Raw genomic sequence first — 16,255 nt, 5'->3', positions numbered from 1 at the left:
GATTTCCCCGTCGTCTGCCCAAATCGACCCCCCCGGTCTACTCTGGACCCGTGCCGGAGGACGTGGGGGGTACGCCGTTTCCCGACGGCTGGGACCCCGACGACGACCAGGACCACGGGGTGTCGGACGAGGAGTTCGCCGCCGTGGTGTTCGACGAGGACTTCGTCCGGGCCGCCGCGGTGCACGAGCCCAGCGCGGTCGAGCGGCTCCTCGCCGCCGCCGAGGCCCGCGCCGAGGCGTCCGAGGCCGAGGCCGCCCGCCGCGCCCCCGTCCGGGGCGAGCGCTTCGACGACGGGTACGGCGATTTCGGCCATGATCCCGACCTCGACGACCCGGACGACGACCGCGACCCCCTGGACCGCCCCTACGGCGCACCGGGCTCCTACGGCCGCCAGGTCAACTGGCACCGGCCGGTCGCCTGGCTGCTCGCGCTGGTGATGGGCATCGGCATGGTCGCGCTGGCCTTCGTGGCCGTCTACCGCGGCGGATCCTCGGCGGACGGCACCGAGCAGGCGCCGCCGCCCGCCACCACCCGTCCGGAGCAGGGGGCCGGGGTGACGCCGCCGGCCGCCGCCGAGTACTCCGCGCCCGCCGTCCCGGTGCTGCCCGGCGGCCCCTGATCCACCCGACGACCGGACACAGGGGCGCGCGGAACGGTCCGGAATCCGTCGCGACCGGCGCGTTTACGCGGCTCTCCGCAGACCTACCCTGAAGGTATGGCAGGGCTTGGCGATCCCCCCGGAGGGCCGCCCGAGGGCGCCTTCGGAGGCGGGGAGGACGAGTACCGATCCGTCGTCTTCGACGAGTCGTTCGTCCGCGCTGCCCGCCTCCAGGAGTACTCCGCCCGGGAGCGCATGGCCGACCACGCGCCCGCCGTGCGCCGCCGCCCGCCGCTCGGCGGGAGCCTGTCCCGGCAGGTGCTCATCCTCGTCGTGCTGATCGCCGTGGCCTTCGGCACCGCCGTCTACATGGGCGTGCGCCACCCCTACCAGGACGGCGGCGGCCGGCGCGCCGCCGAGCCGGTCCGCATGACGGTGGTGCCGCTCGCCCCCGAGGGCAAGGTGCCCGGCGCCGCCGACGCCGCGGCCCTCTTCGCGCGCAGCCCCGCCGCGGGCTTCCCGGACAGCTCCGAGGGCGTGCCGCTGCCCGGCGCGCGGCGCACCGCGCACTTCTCCGACGACCAGGTGCTCAGCGCCCTGGCCACCGCCAAGGACTACGTGGTGCGCTCCGCCCTCGACCCGCAGGTGCTCGGCGGCGGCCAGGCCCGCGCGGTGCGGCTGCTGCTCGACCCGGACCAGCTCGACCAGTTCGACGCGAGCTTCCGGCGCCCGGCGGCCGACGGGCACCACGCGCCCACCGGCTGGCTGGTGCGCTTCGACCCCGCCCGCGCCGAGCTGGTGGACGCCGGGATCCGCACCCGGGGCGCCCTCAAGGCGGTGGAGAGCGACGCGTCCACGCTGGAGGTCACCGCCGACCACACGATGGTCTACCCGCTGCGGCGGCCCGGCGCCGCCGGCTCCGAGGTGTCGCTGTTCACCGTCCGGCGCGAGCTGCTCTTCCGCTTCGACCGCGACGACCTGCGCCTGCACCAGACGCAGCTCGTCGCCTCGTACACCCAGGCGGGGCCGCTGTCCTGCGCCGACGGCTCGGCCGACCACCTGCGCCCGCTGCTGGCCGGCGCCTCGGCCCGCTCCGGCACCCCGGCCGGCACCGACCCGTACACCGCGGACAACGCCGCCGCCCTGTGCGGCACCCTGTCCCGCAGCGCGCTGCCGATCGGCTAGGAGGCGTCGTCGCCCGGCGGTGTGTCCTTCGGGGAGCCGCCGCCGAAGCCGCGCCGGACCCGGCCGCCCAGGTCGCCCGCGCCGCCCGCTATGTCGTTGACCAGCTTCATCAGCGGGTCCTTCGAGCTGCGCACGTGCGTGGCATAGCCGGCCGCCGACTCGCGGAAGGAGTCGCGGACCGAGGTGTCCTTGTCCTCCTCGCGGCGCGGGTAGTGCCCGTCCATGATCCGCTGGAAGTCCCGGGAGGCCGCCCACTTCTTCAGCTCGGCCGCCCGCACGGTGGTGAAGGGGTGGGAGCGGGGCAGCACATTGAGGATCTTCAGCACCGAGTCGCGCAGGTCGCCGCCCGCCTCGTACTCCTCGGCCTGCTCCAGGAAGGCGTCCACGTTCATCTCGTGCAGGTGGTTGCCGCCGGCGATCTTCATCAGGCCGCGCATCGAGGCCCGCGGGTCCTGGCCGACCAGCAGGCCCGCGCGGTCGGCGGACAGCTCCGACTTGCGGAACCACTCGCGCAGGGCGGTCACGATCGCCATGACCGCCACATTGCCCAGCGGGATCCAGGCGACCCGGACGGCGAGGCTGGTCAGGAAGAGCAGCACCGTGCGGTACACCGAGTGGCCGGACAGCGCGTGGCCCACCTCGTGCCCGACGACCGCGCGCATCTCCTCCTCGTCGAGCAGCTCGACCAGGCCGGTGGTGACGACGATGATCGGTTCGTCCAGGCCGACGCACATCGCGTTCGGGTTCGGGTCCTGGTTCACGTACATCGGGGGGACCTTCTCCAGGTCCAGGATGTAGCAGGCGTCGCGCAGCATGACGTCCAGGTGGGCGAACTGGCGGTCCGAGACGCGCACCGAGTCGGACAGGAACAGCAGGCGCAGGCTCCGCTCGGGCAGCAGCCCGCTCAGCACCTTGAAGACCGTGTCGAAACCGCTCAGCCTGCGCAGCGCGACCAGCGCGGAGCGGTCCGCCGGATGCTCGTACGCCCGCGAGGAGATCCCCGGGAAGCGGCTGCGCTGCCGGCCGGGCACGCTCTCGTGGCCCTCGTGAGGGTGGCCCTCGGACATCTCTTCCCCCATGCTTTGTCTGACCTGCGGCGTCTGACACTTTGCGAACCCTTGTGCGGTCCTTTGCGCCCCCGAAGCCGGTCCCAGCCTAGGCCGAAGTACGGTGGACCGGCAGTACAGCGAAGGAGTCACACGTCATGCAGCACAGCCCCCACATCGCCCGGCTCGCCGAGGCGGCGACCGCCGCCGAGCAGCAGGGGACGGGGAATCTGCTCCGGATCATCCTGATCGTCATGGTGCTGGGCTGTGTGCTGACGGCATGGGTCCTGCTGCGGGGCTACAGGCGGAAGGACGACTGAGCCACCGGCAAGGTTCCCCAACGGCGGAGTCGGCGTGATCGCCCGCCGGGCGCCCGCATACGATGGGCCGACGTCGTTGTCCCGCCCTCACCGGATAGGTCCTGCCGAAGATGAGCTTCCACAGCACCGCTGCCCAGTTGGTCACCCTTGCCGCCGAGGGCGGCGAGGAGCACGGCGGCAACCACGAGAGCCTCAGCCCCTACCTGACCGGCGGCGGCGCCCTGTTCGTGCTGCTGCTCCTGCTGTGGATCACCACCCGCTTCAACCGCGACCGCTGATCCGGCCCCCGCGGGGTCCGGCGGCCGGGGCAGCCCGGACGGGCCGGTAGGGTCTCCACGCATGGGAGAGCAGGACATGCCTACCGGTCCGGCGGCGCGCGACACCGGCCCGGCACGCACGGGCAGACGCCGCCTCGGCGTCATGGGCGGCACCTTCGACCCGATCCACCACGGGCACCTCGTGGCGGCCAGCGAGGTCGCCGCGCAGTTCCACCTGGACGAGGTCGTCTTCGTCCCCACCGGCGAGCCCTGGCAGAAGACCCACCGCGCGGTGTCCGCCGCCGAGGACCGGTACCTGATGACGGTGGTCGCCACCGTCGAGAACCCGCAGTTCTCGGTGAGCCGCATCGACATCGACCGCGGCGGCCCCACCTACACCGTGGACACCCTGCGCGACCTGCGCGCGCTCAACCCGGACGCCGACCTGTTCTTCATCACCGGCGCGGACGCCCTCGCCCAGATCCTCACCTGGCGCGACAGCGACGAGGCGTTCGGCCTCGCCCACTTCATCGGCGTCACCCGGCCGGGCCACCAGCTGACCGACCCGGGCCTGCCCAAGGGCGGTGTCTCGCTGGTCGAGGTGCCCGCGCTCGCCATCTCCTCCACGGACTGCCGGGCGAGGGTCGGCAAGGGCGACCCCGTCTGGTATCTGGTGCCGGACGGCGTCGTGCGCTATATCGACAAGCGCCAGCTGTACCGCGGCGAGTGAGCCGAGAGGGGCACCGGTGAACGACCGACACGACGCGGGCTACGGCGCCGAGGGGTACGGGGCCGACGGGTACGGCGCCGAGGGATACGGGGCCGAGGGCTACGAGCTCGTCGGCTACGACGAGTACGGCAACCCGGTGTACCGGCAGGCGCCGGCCGCCTACGACCCGTACGCCCAGCAGCAGGCGCCGCAGCAGCCGTCGCAGCAGCAGTACGACCCGCAGCAGTACGGCCAGTACTACGGCCAGCAGGGCCAGCAGAGCCAGCAGGGCTACGGGTACGACCCGTACGCCACCGGCGCGCAGCAGCCGTCGTACCCCTATGACCAGGCCGGCTACGACCCCCAGCAGAGCTACGCCCGCCCCACCGCCGAGCAGACCGCCCACATCCCGCAGCAGGCCGGTCCGCCCGCCGAGCCGGAGCCGGCGGCGGCACCCGGGCCGGAGGCCGCCGCCCCCGACTACCGCACCGAGCAGTTCGCCTTCGTCGAGGAGCCGACCGACGACTCCGAGGACGTCATCGACTGGCTGGCGTTCACCGAGAACCGCACCGAGCGCCGCGAGGAGGCCAGGCGCCGCGCCCGCAGCCGGGTGATCGCCCTGGTCGTCGTCCTCGCCCTGGTGGCCGTCGGCGGCGCCGGCTGGCTCTGGTACGCCGGGAAGCTGCCCGGGACGTCCTCCGGTGGCGACGACAAGGGCGCCGCGACGGCCGCGGGCGCGCAGCAGCGCGACGTCATCGCCGTCCACCTGCACGACACCAAGAAGGGCGGCACCTCCACCGCGCTGCTGGTGAACAACACCACCACCAAGCGCGGCACCGTCGTCCTGCTGCCCAACGCCCTCACCCTGACCGGCGACGACGGCACCCCCACCACGCTCGCCAAGTCCGTCGCCGCCGGCCCCGACCCGGCCCGCACCGCGCTCGACACCGCGCTCGGCACCGACATCGAGGGCTCCTGGCGCCTGGACACCCCCTACCTCCAGAACCTCGTCGACCTGATCGGCACCATCGAGGCCGACACCGACGCCGACGTGCCCGACCCGGCCGCCAAGAAGAAGGGCCAGGCGCCGCTGGTGCACAAGGGCGAGCGGCAGACCCTCAGCGGCAAGGCCGCCGTCGCCTACGCCACCTACCGGGGCCCCGGCGAGTCCGCCGACGCCCAGCTGAAGCGGTTCGGGCAGGTCATGCAGAGGGTGCTGCGCAAGCTCTCCTCGGACCCGCAGGGCGCCACGACCACCGTGCAGACCCTCGGCATGATCCTCGACCCGCCGCTGACCGACCGCGACCTCGGCACCTTCCTGGCCGGCCTGTCCGACCTCGCCAAGGGCGGCGACTTCACCACCACGACGCTCCCCGTCGGCAAGGACGGCCGGCTCGGCGCCGAGGCCGCCGACGGCGTCGTCAAGGAGGTGCTCGGCGGCACCGCCGAGAACCCCGACAAGGACGCCGCGGTCAGCGTCTGGGTGCGCGACGCCACCGGCGCGAAGGGCAGCGCGGGCAAGGCCCGGGTCACCCTGCTCAACGGCGGCTTCACCTTCCTGGAGGGCGGCACCGCCACCGGCACCGAGAGCACCTCCCGGGTCGTCTACGCCGACGCCGCCGACCGGGAGAACGCCGCCGAGGTCGCCAAGACCCTCGGCCTGCCCGCCGGCGCGGTCACCAAGGGCGAGGTCGCCGCGAACGCGCGCGTCGCGGTCACGCTGGGCCAGGACTACAAGCCGGCGTCGTAGTCCGCACCGCCTTCGTCGCGGGGCACGGTCGGTGGGCGTGAGACCCTTGAGGTCAAACGCCCGCCGACCGAAAGCCACGCAGTGACCGCGACCGACCGCTCCCTCGAACTCATCCAGACGGCCGCCCAGGCCGCCGCCGACAAGCTCGCGCACGACGTCATCGCCTACGACGTCAGCGACGTGCTGTCGATCACCGACGCCTTCCTGCTGGCGTCCGCTCCCAACGACCGCCAGGTCAAGTCGATCGTCGACGAGATCGAGGAGCGCCTGAACAAGCAGCTCGGCGCCAAGCCGGTGCGCCGCGAGGGCGACCGCGAGGCCCGCTGGGTCCTGCTCGACTACGTCGACATCGTCGTCCACGTCCAGCACAGCGACGAGCGCGTCTTCTACGCCCTGGAGCGGCTGTGGAAGGACTGCCCCGAGCTGGAGCTGCCCGCCGACGCCAAGGCCACCCGCGGCAAGGGCAAGGAGCACGCCGAGCTGAAGGCCGCCGAGGAGGCGGCCGGCGACGGGGACTGGCGGTGAGCGCCACCGGCGAGGTGAGCGCGGACCGCTCGACCCGCGGCCGGCGCGTCATCCTCTGGCGGCACGGCCAGACCTCGTGGAACGTGGAGCGCCGCTTCCAGGGCTCCACGGACGTCGAGCTGACCGCGACCGGCCGCACCCAGGCCCGCCGCGCCGCCGGCCTCCTGGTCCACCTGAAGCCGGACGCGATCATCGCCTCCGACCTGCGGCGGGCCGCGGACACCGCCGCGCAGCTCGCCGCGCTCACCGGCCTGGAGGTCACCCTGGAGGAGGGCCTCAGGGAGACCTACGCCGGCGTCTGGCAGGGCCTCACGCACGAGGAGATCATCGCCAGGCATGGCGAGGAGTACGCGGCGTGGCAGCGCGGCGAGCCGGTCCGCCGCGGCGGCGGCGAGCTGGAGACCGAGGTGGCCGACCGGGCCGCCCCGGTGGTGCTCCGGCACGCCGACAAGCTCCCCGAGGACGGCACCCTCGTGGTGGTCAGCCACGGCGGCACGATCCGCACCACCATCGGCCGGCTGCTCGGCCTGGAGCCGCACAGCTGGGAGAGCCTCGGCGGCCTGACCAACTGCTGCTGGTCCGTCCTCGGCGTGGGCGCGCGCGGCTGGCGCCTGCTGGAGCACAACGCCGGCACGCTGCCGGAGCCGGTGCTGGGCGACGACGTCTGAGTCCGGGGAGCGCCCCGGACCTCGGATTTCACTTTCCGGCAGGTCGCAGGCTAGAGTTCTTCTTGTTCGCCCCGCCGAGCAGGTCAGGGCAGGACAGCAAGGGGCTATAGCTCAGTTGGTAGAGCGCCTGCATGGCATGCAGGAGGTCAGGAGTTCAATTCTCCTTAGCTCCACAGCCCGGACGAATCCCGTCCCCCTCGGGGGGCGGGATTCGTCGTCTCCGCCCGTGTTCCGTCCTGGTTGAACGGTGCCCGCCCCTCCGGCGTACCTCCCGGTGCATGTCCGGCCGTGGCAGAATCAAACGGCCGGAAGCGGAAGCGGACGCGGTCCGACGGGAGGGAGAGGCGATGCCGGCCAGCATCCTCGTGTGCACGGCCTGCGGTTCCGCGCACGTCGCCCAGGTGCTCGGTGACAACGGCGGGATCTCTTACGTGTGTACGGCCTGCGGCCACAGCTGGAGCTGATCGATGGGTGCCCACAGGCGGAAGTGCGACTGGTGCGGCGGGGGCACCCCGATCGTGCGGGACATGGAGCCGGTCAACGCCGACTACCAGTACTGGTGCGAGGAGTGCGCGCGGGCGCTGATCATAAAGGGCGACCCGATCGAGACGTACCGGGAACTGGAGGGCGAGCCGATCTACGGCCGCCTCCTGGAGGAGCACTGCACCCTCAAGCGGTTCTACTCGTTCGTGACCGCCTGAGGATTTGGTGCTGGGCGGGCGGCCTTGTAAAGTTGGCGAAGCCGCCGGGGAGACCGGGCGGGACAGCAAGGGGCTATAGCTCAGTTGGTAGAGCGCCTGCATGGCATGCAGGAGGTCAGGAGTTCAATTCTCCTTAGCTCCACAGAAGATGAACCCCCCGGATCCGCGATCCGGGGGGTTCTCGCGTCAGCGGCCGAGCGCCCGGCGCCCGCGCCCGGGGGAGAGCACCGGCAGGTCGGCCCGGGCGGCCGGCACCTGCGGGCGGGTCTCCTCCTCGATGCGCAGGGCGAGCGCCGGGCAGCGGCGCACCGCCCGTACCGCCTTGGCCTCCGCGAAGCGCGGCACCTCCGCCCGCGCCACCGTGGGGAAGCCGTCGGCGCCCAGCTGGAAGACCTCCGGCAGGATGTCCGCGCACAGCCCGTGCCCCCGGCACAGCGTCCAGTCGACGTGGATCCGCTGCCGGGCGGCGGCGTCCCGCGTGCCGCCGCCCGCCGGGTTCCGGCCGCCCTCGAAGAGCGGCAGTACGCCCGCCACGGGCCGCCCGCAGCCGTCGCCCAGCACATGGGCGGCCAGGTCGTCGGTGAACGCCGTGACGGTCGACTCCAGGAACATCGCCGAGCCGTCCGGGTGCGAGCAGGCACCGCGCCCCTTGACGTTGTGCGCCACCTGCTTGACCGCCTCGAGGGCGGCCGGACCGCCGCCGTTCAGGATGTCCGCGAGGCCCCGCGCGGCGGCCGGCAGGCCCAGGTAGCAGGGCCCGCACTGGCCGGCGCTCTCCTGCGCCAGCCACTGGGCCACCCGCAGCGACTCGCCCAGCGGGCAGGTGTCCTGACCGATCGGCAGGATGGCGCCCGCGCCGAGCGAACCCCCGGCCTGCTGGAGCGAGTTGCGGGAGACGATCGCCCCGTCCACAGCCGCCGCGTCGATCCACTTGCCGTGGTAGCCGCCGGTCAGCACCCCCTGCACCACCGGCGGGGCGCCGGCCAGCTGGAGGACGTAGCGCAGCGGCACGCCCGTCGGCACCTCCAGGACCATCGGGCGGGCCACCGCGCCGGAGACGGTGAGCATGACGGTGCCCGGCTCGTCGGGCAGGCCGGTGTTGCCGTAGCGCTCGGGGCCGATGCGGGCGGCGACGGCCAGCTGGGCGAAGGTCTCGGCGTTGGAGAGCAGGGTCGGGGCGCCGCCCACGCCGCTCCTGGCGGCGCTCACCTTGCGCCCCGGCGGAATCGCCGGGCCGCCGTCGATGGAGCGGATCAGCGAGGCCGCGGCGCCGGTGACCATGCGCACCGGGTTGCGCTGCACCCGCGCGCGGAGCGGGGAGCGGCGGCCGTTGCTCAGGCCCCGCTCGGCCAGGGCGGCCTCCATGGAGCGCTGGGTGGACTCGCGGGTGACGCCGATGACGAGGGTGCGCGCGCCCATCGCCTCGGCGCACAGCAGGGCGCCGTCGAGGATGAGGTGCGGGGCGCGGTTGAGGAGGACGGTGTCCTTGCGGCAGGCCGGTTCGTCCTCGCTGCCGTTGACGACGACGACCGGGCGCACGCCGCGCTTGATCGCGGCCTCGGCCACCGAGCGCAGCTTGCGGTGGAAGGGGAAGCCCGCGCCGCCGCGGCCCCTGAGGTTGACGCGCTCGGCGAGCCGGGCGAGTTGCTCGCCGCCGAGCGGCTCCAGCGGGCCGTGCACCTTGAGGTGCATGGCCAGGTCCAGTCGTTCGACAAGGTCGAAGCCCGACGTGAGCTGGGGAAGCCCGACCACGCGGACCTCGGGGACGTCGGGCAGGGCCTCGTTCACTCATTGCCTCCGGAGGGCGTGTGCCATGGGTCGCCCGGGGCCGGCGCGCCGAAGTCGTGGGACGCGCCGGGGGTCGGATGGGTGGTCGGATGCGGCAGGTGGGTGGGGTAGGGGGTCGGGTAAGGGGACGGATCGGGGGTGGGACCGCCGATTCGGGTGTCGTACGGGTAGTACGGGTCCGGGCCGGTGTGCGACTCAGCGGTGTCGCGCAGGTCACGTGGAGCGGGGCGGAAGGTGTCCGGTACGCCCCGGACGGGGATGGTGTGCCCGGTGTCGGCGAGCGGGTCGTAGGCCGAGGGGGGTGCCTCGCCGACGGGGGGCGGGGAGGGGACGGGCCAGTTGCCGTAGGTGCCGGTGCCGGTGCCGGTGCCGGTGCCGGTGCCGGTGTGGGGCGTCGTGGGGGAGGAGACGGCGCGGTAGGCGGCCGCGAAGCTGGCGGTGCGCTCCCGGCGGGGTGTCCGCGGTGCCTCTCTGGTGACCCGCTCCCGGCCTCCGCCGACATCGCGGCCTCCGTCGAACAGCGCCGCGACCCGCTCGGCGATCCGCCGCTTGACCGGCCGGGGCGCCGCGCGCAGTGCGAGGGCCGCCATGACGCCGGCCAGGGAGAGCCCGTACAGGAAGGTGAACAGGGGCTTGGCCGAGCGGCCCGCGTAGAGGCCGTGCACCAGGGCGGCGCACCAGGCCGGGTAGGCCAGCATGTGCATCGCCCGCCAGCGGGCGGCGACGGGGGCCGGGGAGGCGAAGCGGTTGCGCAGCGCGCCGGTGACCGAGACGAAGACCATCAGCAGGCTCGCCAGGGTGCCGAGGCCGATGAGCACGGCCCGGCCGCCGAACTGCTCGTCGTCCGTGGCCAGCAGCCCGAAGGGGACCACCGCGGCGACCCAGGTGGTGTGCGCCAGGGCCAGCTTGACCCCGATGTGCACCAGCAGGAAGACGACCGAGGCGACGGCGGTGGCGCGGTGCACCGCCTGCGCCGTGATCCGCTGCCGGGGGCCGAGGACGACGCGGTCCTGGGCGACCAGGCCCCAGATCACCGAGCAGCTCAGGAAGACCAGGGAGAGGACGCCGGCGCCGAAGTCGAGGAATTGGGCGAGGGCGTCGTCCGCGGTGCTGTCCGTCGTCATGACGGCGTACCTCCGAGTGGTTCTGGAAGGCGGTCCCGCGGCGCACTCTAAGTGGCGCCATACCCGTGGGTACGAGGTTTGAGTTATTGCGTTGTTATCAAATGAGAATCGGGTCGTTGTGCCGCGCGCTGATGCCCCTTAGGGGTCGTTACGCGGGGTAATCCCGAACCGGAAGCCCCGTCGCGGCCCGCTGGGCGACTGCGGTACCCTGACGCCATGCGTGCCGTACGCCTTCTGCTTAGCGAGCCGCGCTGATCACTCCCGGCCCCCGGAACCGTCCGGCGGCGGCCGGAATCGGCGCGGCGTCCCCTCCTGTGCGAGGGGATTTTTCATTTCCGGATGGCGCCGCCGGCAGAGACGATCGATGGAGCTTTGAGGACCATGAGCGAGACGAACCCCGCCGCGACCCCCGCTGTGCCGGCGGACGCCGCGCCGCACCGCTACACGGCCGCCGTGGCCGCCGAGATCGAGGCGCGCTGGCAGGACGTCTGGGACGCCGAGGGGACGTACGCCGCGCCCAACCCCGCTGGTGACCTGGCCGGCGACCCGGAGCTGGTCGCCCGGCCCAAGAAGTTCATCATGGACATGTTCCCGTACCCCTCGGGCGCGGGCCTGCACGTCGGCCACCCGCTGGGCTACATCGCCACCGACGTCTACGCCCGCTTCCAGCGGATGACCGGGCACAACGTCCTGCACACCCTGGGCTTCGACGCCTTCGGCCTGCCCGCCGAGCAGTACGCGGTGCAGACCGGCACGCACCCGCGCGCCTCCACCGAGGCCAACATGAAGAACATGGTCGGCCAGCTGCGCCGGCTCGGCCTGGGCCACGACAAGCGCCGGTCGTTCGCCACGATCGACCCGGAGTACTACAAGTGGACCCAGTGGATCTTCCTGCAGATCTTCAACTCCTGGTACGACACCGACGCGCGCCGCGCCCGCCCCATCGCCGAGCTGGTCGAGCAGTTCGCCTCCGGTGAGCGCCCCGTGCCCGGCGGCCGGCCGTGGGCCGAGCTGAGCGAGGGCGAGCGCGCCGACCTGCTGGGCGAGTACCGGCTGGCCTACGCCTCCGACGCGCCGGTCAACTGGTGCCCGGGCCTCGGCACCGTGCTGGCCAACGAGGAGGTCACCGCCGACGGCCGCTCCGAGCGCGGCAACTTCCCCGTCTTCAAGTCCAAGCTGCGCCAGTGGAACATGCGCATCACCGCCTACGCCGACCGCCTGATCGACGACCTGGACGCGCTGGACTGGCCCGAGGCCATCAAGCTGCAGCAGCGCAACTGGATCGGCCGCTCCGAGGGCGCGCGCGTCGACTTCCCCATCGACGGCGAGCGCATCACCGTCTTCACCACCCGCCCCGACACCCTGTTCGGCGCCACCTACATGGTGCTGGCGCCCGAGCACCCGCTGGTGGAGAAGTTCACCCCGGCCGCCTGGCCGGAGAGCGCCCACCAGGTGTGGACCGGCGGCCACGCCACCCCGGCCGAGGCCGTCGCCGCGTACCGGGCGCAGGCCGCCTCCAAGTCCGACGTCGAGCGGCAGGCCGAGGCCAAGGACAAGACCGGCGTCTTCACCGGCGCGTACGCGACCAACCCGGTCAACGGCGAGCAGGTCCCGGTCTTCATCGCCGACTACGTGCTGATGGGCTACGGCACCGGCGCCATCATGGCCGTCCCGGCCCACGACAGCCGGGACTTCGCCTTCGCCCGCGCCTTCGAGCTGCCGATGCGCTGCGTCGTCCAGCCGACCGACGGCCGCGGCACGGACACGGACACCTGGGACGACGCCTTCGGCTCCCACGACGCCGCGATCGTCCAGTCCACCGGCGCGGACGTCTCCCTGGACGGCCTGGGCGTGACCGACGCCAAGGCCCGCATCACCGAGTGGCTGGAGCGCTCCGGCGCCGGCGAGGGCACCGTCAACTTCCGGCTGCGCGACTGGCTGTTCAGCCGCCAGCGCTACTGGGGCGAGCCCTTCCCCATCGTCTACGACGAGGACGGCGTCGCCCGCGCGCTGCCCGAGTCGATGCTGCCGCTGGAGCTGCCCGAGGTCGAGGACTACTCGCCCCGCACCTTCGACCCGGACGACGCCGACACCCGCCCCGAGACGCCGCTGTCGCGCAACGACGAGTGGGTGCACGTCACCCTGGACCTGGGCGACGGCCCGAAGAAGTACCGCCGCGAGACCAACACCATGCCCAACTGGGCCGGTTCCTGCTGGTACGAGCTGCGCTACCTGGACCCGCACAACGACCGGCAGCTGGTCGACCCCGAGATCGAGCGGTACTGGATGGGCCCGCGCGAGGGCATGCCGCACGGCGGCGTCGACCTGTACGTGGGCGGTGCCGAACACGCCGTGCTGCACCTGCTGTACGCGCGCTTCTGGTCCAAGGTCCTGTTCGACCTGGGCCACGTCTCCTCGGCCGAGCCGTTCCACAAGCTGTACAACCAGGGCATGATCCAGGCGTACGTCTACCGCGACAGCCGCGGCATCGCCGTCCCCGCCGCCGAGGTCACCGAGGACGACGGCGCCTACCTGTACCAGGGCGAGCGGGTCAGCCGCCTCCTGGGCAAGATGGGCAAGTCCCTGAAGAACGCGGTCACCCCGGACGAGATCTGCGCCGAGTACGGCGCCGACACGCTGCGCCTGTACGAGATGGCGATGGGCCCGCTGGACGTCTCCCGGCCGTGGGACACGCGCGCGGTGGTCGGCCAGTTCCGGCTGCTGCAGCGGCTGTGGCGCAACGTGGTGGACGAGGAGACCGGCGAGCTGTCGGTGGCCGAGGTCGCCGAGTCCGACGTCGACGCCGACACCCTGCGCGCGCTGCACAAGGCCGTGGACGGGGTGCGCCAGGACCTGGAGGGCATGCGGTTCAACACCGCCATCGCCAAGGTCACCGAGCTGAACAACCACCTGACCAAGGCGGGCGGCCCGGTGCCGCGCCCGGTCGCCGAGGCCCTGGTGCTGCTGGTCGCGCCGCTGGCCCCGCACGTCGCCGAGGAGCTGTGGCGCCGCCTCGGCCACACCGACTCCGTCGTCCACCGGGACTTCCCCGTCGCCGACCCGCAGTACGTGGCCGACGAGACGGTGACCTGCGTCGTGCAGGTCAAGGGCAAGGTCAAGGCCCGCCTGGAGGTCGACCCGGCCATCTCCGACGAGGAGCTGGAGAAGGCGGCGCTGGCCGACGACAAGGTGGTCGCGGCGCTGGGCGGCGCCGGGATCCGGAAGGTGATCGTGCGGGCGCCGAAGCTGGTGAACATCGTGCCGGCGTAGTCGCTTGCGCGGTGGGGGTAATGCCCTAGGGGCAGGTTCGGGGTTCGAGTGGAACCCTGGACCTGCCCGCTGCGTTTACGGTGGAGTGGTCGCAGTGCTGAGCGGTCGCGCGGTCGTGGTGGTCGCCGGAATCGGAGGAGCCTCGTGGAAGCGGTGTTCTCAATCGTCGCCCTGCTCTTCGTGTTCGCCCTGGTGCTGGGCGTCTACGCCACCGTGAAGGCGGTCGGCGCCGCCAAGCGGAGCGTGGACCGCGGCATCACCCAGGCCCGCCGCACGGTCGAGGACCACACCCTGCGCGCCAAGTCCTTCGCCCAGCCGGGACCGGTCGGCGAACTGGCCCGGCTGCGGCTGTCGCTGCGCACCTCCATGCGCGCCACCCAGGACGCGCTCCACGCGGGCGTGGCCGAGGACGCGTCCCTGCGGGAGTCCCTCGCCCTCTTCGAGCGGCTCAGCGCGCACGGCTTCGAGCTGGACGGCGAGCTGCGCCGCCTGGAGGCCGACCCCGACCGCGCCACCCTCGCCGAGCGGCTGCCCTCGCTGCGCGAGCGCACCGAGCGGATCACCCGCTCCGCGGAGTCCCTGCGCTGGGCGGCCCGCGACCGGGCCCGCCGCTTCGCGGACGACGACCTGGACACGCTGAGCGCGCAGATCGACGTGGAGGCGGGGGCGCTGCGGCACTGGACGACGACGGAGGAGCAGCCGGGTGTGGCCGCCCCCGGGGCCGCGGGGACGCGGGACGCCTCGGGGCCGACCCTCGCGGAGCCGCCCGGCGCCGCGACGCCGCCGTGGCCCGCCGCCCCGGAGGCCGACAGCGCGGCCGCCCGGCAGAGCTGGCCGGAGCCCTCGGCGACCCCGACGGTGCCGGATCCCGCCGCCCCGCAGGCCATCGCCCCGCCCACGCCGAGCCCCACGTACCCCTGGCTGAAGAAGCCGCGCCCGGAGCGCGCCCCGGGGTCGTAGCCGCAGCTCAGGGGGCCGGGCTGCCGGACCCGCGCTACGGCAGGTAACCTCCAGCTCATGTCCCGCCATGTCGCGATCGTCACCGATTCCACGGCCTACCTCCCGGCCGGGGCGATGGAGCGGCACGGCATCACCGCGGTCCCCCTGACCGTGGTCCTCGGCGACCGGGCGCTGGAGGAGGGCACCGAGATCTCCACCCGCTCGCTGGCCCAGGCCCTCCAGAAGCGCCGCTCCGTCACCACCTCCCGGCCCGGCCCCGCCCTCTTCGCCGAGACCTACCGCCGGATCGCCGAGACCGGCGTCGACGGCATCGTCTCCCTGCACCTGTCCGCGGAGCTGTCCGGCACCCACGACGCGGCCGTGGTCGCCGCCCGCGAGGCGCCGGTCCCGGTACGGGTGGTGGACACCGGCATGGTCGCGATGGCCCTCGGCTTCTGCGCGCTGGCGGCGGCGGAGGCGGTCGAGTCGGGCGGCACGGTGGACGAGGCGGTCACCGCGGCGGAGAAGCGGGCCGCCGCCACCACCGCCTACTTCTACGTGGACACCCTCGACTACCTGCGCCGCGGCGGCCGGATCGGCGCCGCGCAGGCCCTGTTCGGCTCGGCCCTCGCGGTCAAGCCCCTGCTGTGCCTGGCCGACGGCCGGATCGAGCCGCTGGAGAAGGTCCGCACCGCGTCGCGGGCCATCGCCCGCCTGGAGGAGATCGTCGCGGACCGCGCGGGCAGCGCGCCGGTCGACGTCGCGGTCCACCACCTCGCCGCCCCCGACCGCGCGTCGGCCCTCGCGGAGCGCCTGCGGGGCCGGCTGCCCGCACTGCACGACCTGCACGTGAGCGAGGTCGGCGCGGTGATCGGGGCGCATACGGGGCCGGGGCTGCTCGGGGTGGTCGTCTCCGGGCGGTGAGGGTTGCCGCGCGGGCACGGGTGGTACGTAAAGGCCACGGGTGGTTCGTAGGCGCCTTCGAGCTGGGCGCGCACTGGCGGTCCTACCTGGCCGATTTCGACGCCCGCCGGCATCGTGACGAGGCGGTGGTCCGTGTGACGCCGCGGCTCCTGGGGCAACTCCCGGACCTCCTCGAACCCGTGGTGGCCCGGGCCGCCCTGGACAGCGCCGGGCCACCGGGCGCCGACGGCCGGGTCGAGGTCGTCGTGCCGGTCGAGTCCGTCGAGCACGCGGTCGGCGTGCTGCTGCGGCTCGGCGCCGAGGCCGAGGTCATGGCGTCGGTCGGGCTGCGGGCGCGGATGGCGGAGGTGGTCGCCGCGCTGGCCGGGACCTGTGGGGTGCCGTGCGAGCCGCTCACCCGGGTGGGTGGGGGAGTTGTCCACAAGCCGGCGGTCGTCCCCAGGAATTGAG

The 16,255-nt window shown here is 73.4% G+C and carries 17 protein-coding genes and 2 tRNA genes; 16 read left to right on the top strand and 3 right to left on the bottom strand.

Features of this window, described 5'->3' with window-relative positions:
- The first annotated feature begins 50 nt into the window (after positions 1 to 50).
- Positions 51 to 620 carry a hypothetical protein gene (locus ACGFZL_RS02135; RefSeq protein WP_355166047.1) on the top strand — a complete coding sequence of 190 codons (570 nt, stop codon included), beginning with the start codon at positions 51 to 53 and terminating at the stop codon, positions 618 to 620.
- Positions 621 to 716: 96 nt separating this feature from the next.
- Positions 717 to 1,784, top strand: a complete 1,068-nt coding sequence (locus ACGFZL_RS02130) for a hypothetical protein (protein WP_393688362.1) — start codon at positions 717 to 719, stop codon at positions 1,782 to 1,784.
- Here the strand turns inward: ACGFZL_RS02130 and ACGFZL_RS02125 are convergent.
- Positions 1,781 to 2,851, bottom strand: a complete 1,071-nt coding sequence (locus ACGFZL_RS02125) for a M48 family metallopeptidase (protein ID WP_393688659.1) — start codon at positions 2,849 to 2,851, stop codon at positions 1,781 to 1,783. The two genes, ACGFZL_RS02130 and ACGFZL_RS02125, sit on opposite strands and share 4 nt — an antisense overlap.
- A 137-nt stretch (positions 2,852 to 2,988) precedes the next feature.
- Here ACGFZL_RS02125 and ACGFZL_RS02120 point away from each other — a divergent pair, with 137 nt between their 5' ends.
- The 10 genes from ACGFZL_RS02120 to ACGFZL_RS02075 all read left to right on the top strand — a co-directional run bounded on the left by ACGFZL_RS02120 (position 2,989) and on the right by ACGFZL_RS02075 (position 7,902).
- A complete protein-coding gene (locus ACGFZL_RS02120; protein ID WP_393688360.1) occupies positions 2,989 to 3,150 on the top strand; it encodes a hypothetical protein in 162 nt (53 codons plus the stop codon).
- Positions 3,151 to 3,260: 110 nt separating this feature from the next.
- Positions 3,261 to 3,428 (top strand): hypothetical protein, encoded by a 168-nt coding sequence (locus ACGFZL_RS02115; protein ID WP_355166055.1) that lies wholly within the window; start codon positions 3,261 to 3,263, stop codon positions 3,426 to 3,428.
- Positions 3,429 to 3,489: 61 nt separating this feature from the next.
- Complete coding sequence (gene nadD, locus ACGFZL_RS02110; RefSeq protein ID WP_355166057.1) at positions 3,490 to 4,137, top strand: nicotinate-nucleotide adenylyltransferase; 648 nt, start codon at positions 3,490 to 3,492, stop codon at positions 4,135 to 4,137.
- 16 nt (positions 4,138 to 4,153) lie between these two features.
- Complete coding sequence (locus tag ACGFZL_RS02105) at positions 4,154 to 5,866, top strand: LCP family protein (RefSeq protein WP_393688357.1); 1,713 nt, start codon at positions 4,154 to 4,156, stop codon at positions 5,864 to 5,866.
- Between the two features lie 81 nt (positions 5,867 to 5,947).
- Entirely contained in the window at positions 5,948 to 6,391 is a 444-nt protein-coding gene (gene rsfS, locus ACGFZL_RS02100; RefSeq protein ID WP_355166061.1) for a ribosome silencing factor, read from the top strand.
- On the top strand, positions 6,388 to 7,059 hold the full coding sequence (locus ACGFZL_RS02095) for a histidine phosphatase family protein (RefSeq protein WP_393688355.1): 672 nt from the start codon (positions 6,388 to 6,390) through the stop codon (positions 7,057 to 7,059). Before rsfS ends, ACGFZL_RS02095 begins: the two co-directional genes overlap by 4 nt.
- A gap of 100 nt (positions 7,060 to 7,159) precedes the next feature.
- A tRNA-Ala gene (locus tag ACGFZL_RS02090) sits at positions 7,160 to 7,232 on the top strand.
- A 105-nt stretch (positions 7,233 to 7,337) separates the two neighbouring features.
- Positions 7,338 to 7,523 (top strand): hypothetical protein, encoded by a 186-nt coding sequence (locus tag ACGFZL_RS02085; protein ID WP_355166065.1) that lies wholly within the window; start codon positions 7,338 to 7,340, stop codon positions 7,521 to 7,523.
- A gap of 3 nt (positions 7,524 to 7,526) precedes the next feature.
- Entirely contained in the window at positions 7,527 to 7,760 is a 234-nt protein-coding gene (locus ACGFZL_RS02080; protein WP_355166067.1) for a hypothetical protein, read from the top strand.
- 69 nt (positions 7,761 to 7,829) lie between these two features.
- Positions 7,830 to 7,902, top strand: a tRNA-Ala gene (locus tag ACGFZL_RS02075).
- Positions 7,903 to 7,946: 44 nt separating this feature from the next.
- On the opposite strand, the gene ACGFZL_RS02070 is transcribed toward ACGFZL_RS02075, so the two are convergent.
- Together ACGFZL_RS02070 and ACGFZL_RS02065 are read right to left on the bottom strand one after the other, a co-directional pair.
- The gene (locus ACGFZL_RS02070; protein ID WP_355166069.1) at positions 7,947 to 9,548 is read right to left on the bottom strand and encodes an NADH-ubiquinone oxidoreductase-F iron-sulfur binding region domain-containing protein; all 1,602 of its coding nucleotides are present in this window, start codon (positions 9,546 to 9,548) and stop codon (positions 7,947 to 7,949) included.
- Positions 9,545 to 10,672: a cytochrome b/b6 domain-containing protein gene (locus ACGFZL_RS02065; RefSeq protein ID WP_393688352.1), complete on the bottom strand. Its 1,128-nt coding sequence runs from the start codon at positions 10,670 to 10,672 to the stop codon at positions 9,545 to 9,547. Before ACGFZL_RS02065 ends, ACGFZL_RS02070 begins: the two co-directional genes overlap by 4 nt.
- 381 nt (positions 10,673 to 11,053) lie before the next feature.
- Between ACGFZL_RS02065 and leuS the strand changes: the two genes are divergently transcribed.
- From leuS to ACGFZL_RS02045, 4 genes are all read left to right on the top strand, one after another.
- Positions 11,054 to 13,942 carry a leucine--tRNA ligase gene (gene leuS, locus ACGFZL_RS02060; RefSeq protein WP_393688351.1) on the top strand — a complete coding sequence of 963 codons (2,889 nt, stop codon included), beginning with the start codon at positions 11,054 to 11,056 and terminating at the stop codon, positions 13,940 to 13,942.
- Between the two features lie 144 nt (positions 13,943 to 14,086).
- On the top strand, positions 14,087 to 14,902 hold the full coding sequence (locus ACGFZL_RS02055) for a hypothetical protein (protein ID WP_355166075.1): 816 nt from the start codon (positions 14,087 to 14,089) through the stop codon (positions 14,900 to 14,902).
- A gap of 57 nt (positions 14,903 to 14,959) precedes the next feature.
- The gene (locus ACGFZL_RS02050) at positions 14,960 to 15,805 is read left to right on the top strand and encodes a DegV family protein (RefSeq protein WP_355166077.1); all 846 of its coding nucleotides are present in this window, start codon (positions 14,960 to 14,962) and stop codon (positions 15,803 to 15,805) included.
- A complete protein-coding gene (locus tag ACGFZL_RS02045; protein WP_393688348.1) occupies positions 15,802 to 16,254 on the top strand; it encodes a WYL domain-containing protein in 453 nt (150 codons plus the stop codon). Before ACGFZL_RS02050 ends, ACGFZL_RS02045 begins: the two co-directional genes overlap by 4 nt.
- Position 16,255: the final 1 nt, after the last annotated feature.

It is taken from the genome of Streptomyces sp. NPDC048182 (assembly GCF_043202555.1).
Taxonomy (GTDB): domain Bacteria; phylum Actinomycetota; class Actinomycetes; order Streptomycetales; family Streptomycetaceae; genus Streptomyces.
Note: the sequence above shows the minus strand (reverse complement) of the source record. Positions and strands in the feature narration are given on the sequence as shown.

What these genes read in the sequence shown, in the direction of transcription:
- ACGFZL_RS02115 (WP_355166055.1), top strand. Translation starts at nt 3,261, where the DNA reads ATGAGCTTCCACAGCACCGCTGCCCAGTTGGTCACCCTTGCCGCCGAG.
- ACGFZL_RS02125 (WP_393688659.1), bottom strand. Translation starts at nt 2,851, where the DNA reads ATGTCCGAGGGCCACCCTCACGAGGGCCACGAGAGCGTGCCCGGCCGG.
- leuS (WP_393688351.1), top strand. Translation starts at nt 11,054, where the DNA reads ATGAGCGAGACGAACCCCGCCGCGACCCCCGCTGTGCCGGCGGACGCC.
- ACGFZL_RS02120 (WP_393688360.1), top strand. Translation starts at nt 2,989, where the DNA reads ATGCAGCACAGCCCCCACATCGCCCGGCTCGCCGAGGCGGCGACCGCC.
- ACGFZL_RS02085 (WP_355166065.1), top strand. Translation starts at nt 7,338, where the DNA reads ATGTCCGGCCGTGGCAGAATCAAACGGCCGGAAGCGGAAGCGGACGCG.
- ACGFZL_RS02080 (WP_355166067.1), top strand. Translation starts at nt 7,527, where the DNA reads ATGGGTGCCCACAGGCGGAAGTGCGACTGGTGCGGCGGGGGCACCCCG.
- ACGFZL_RS02130 (WP_393688362.1), top strand. Translation starts at nt 717, where the DNA reads ATGGCAGGGCTTGGCGATCCCCCCGGAGGGCCGCCCGAGGGCGCCTTC.
- ACGFZL_RS02065 (WP_393688352.1), bottom strand. Translation starts at nt 10,672, where the DNA reads ATGACGACGGACAGCACCGCGGACGACGCCCTCGCCCAATTCCTCGAC.
- ACGFZL_RS02050 (WP_355166077.1), top strand. Translation starts at nt 14,960, where the DNA reads ATGTCCCGCCATGTCGCGATCGTCACCGATTCCACGGCCTACCTCCCG.
- nadD (WP_355166057.1), top strand. Translation starts at nt 3,490, where the DNA reads ATGGGAGAGCAGGACATGCCTACCGGTCCGGCGGCGCGCGACACCGGC.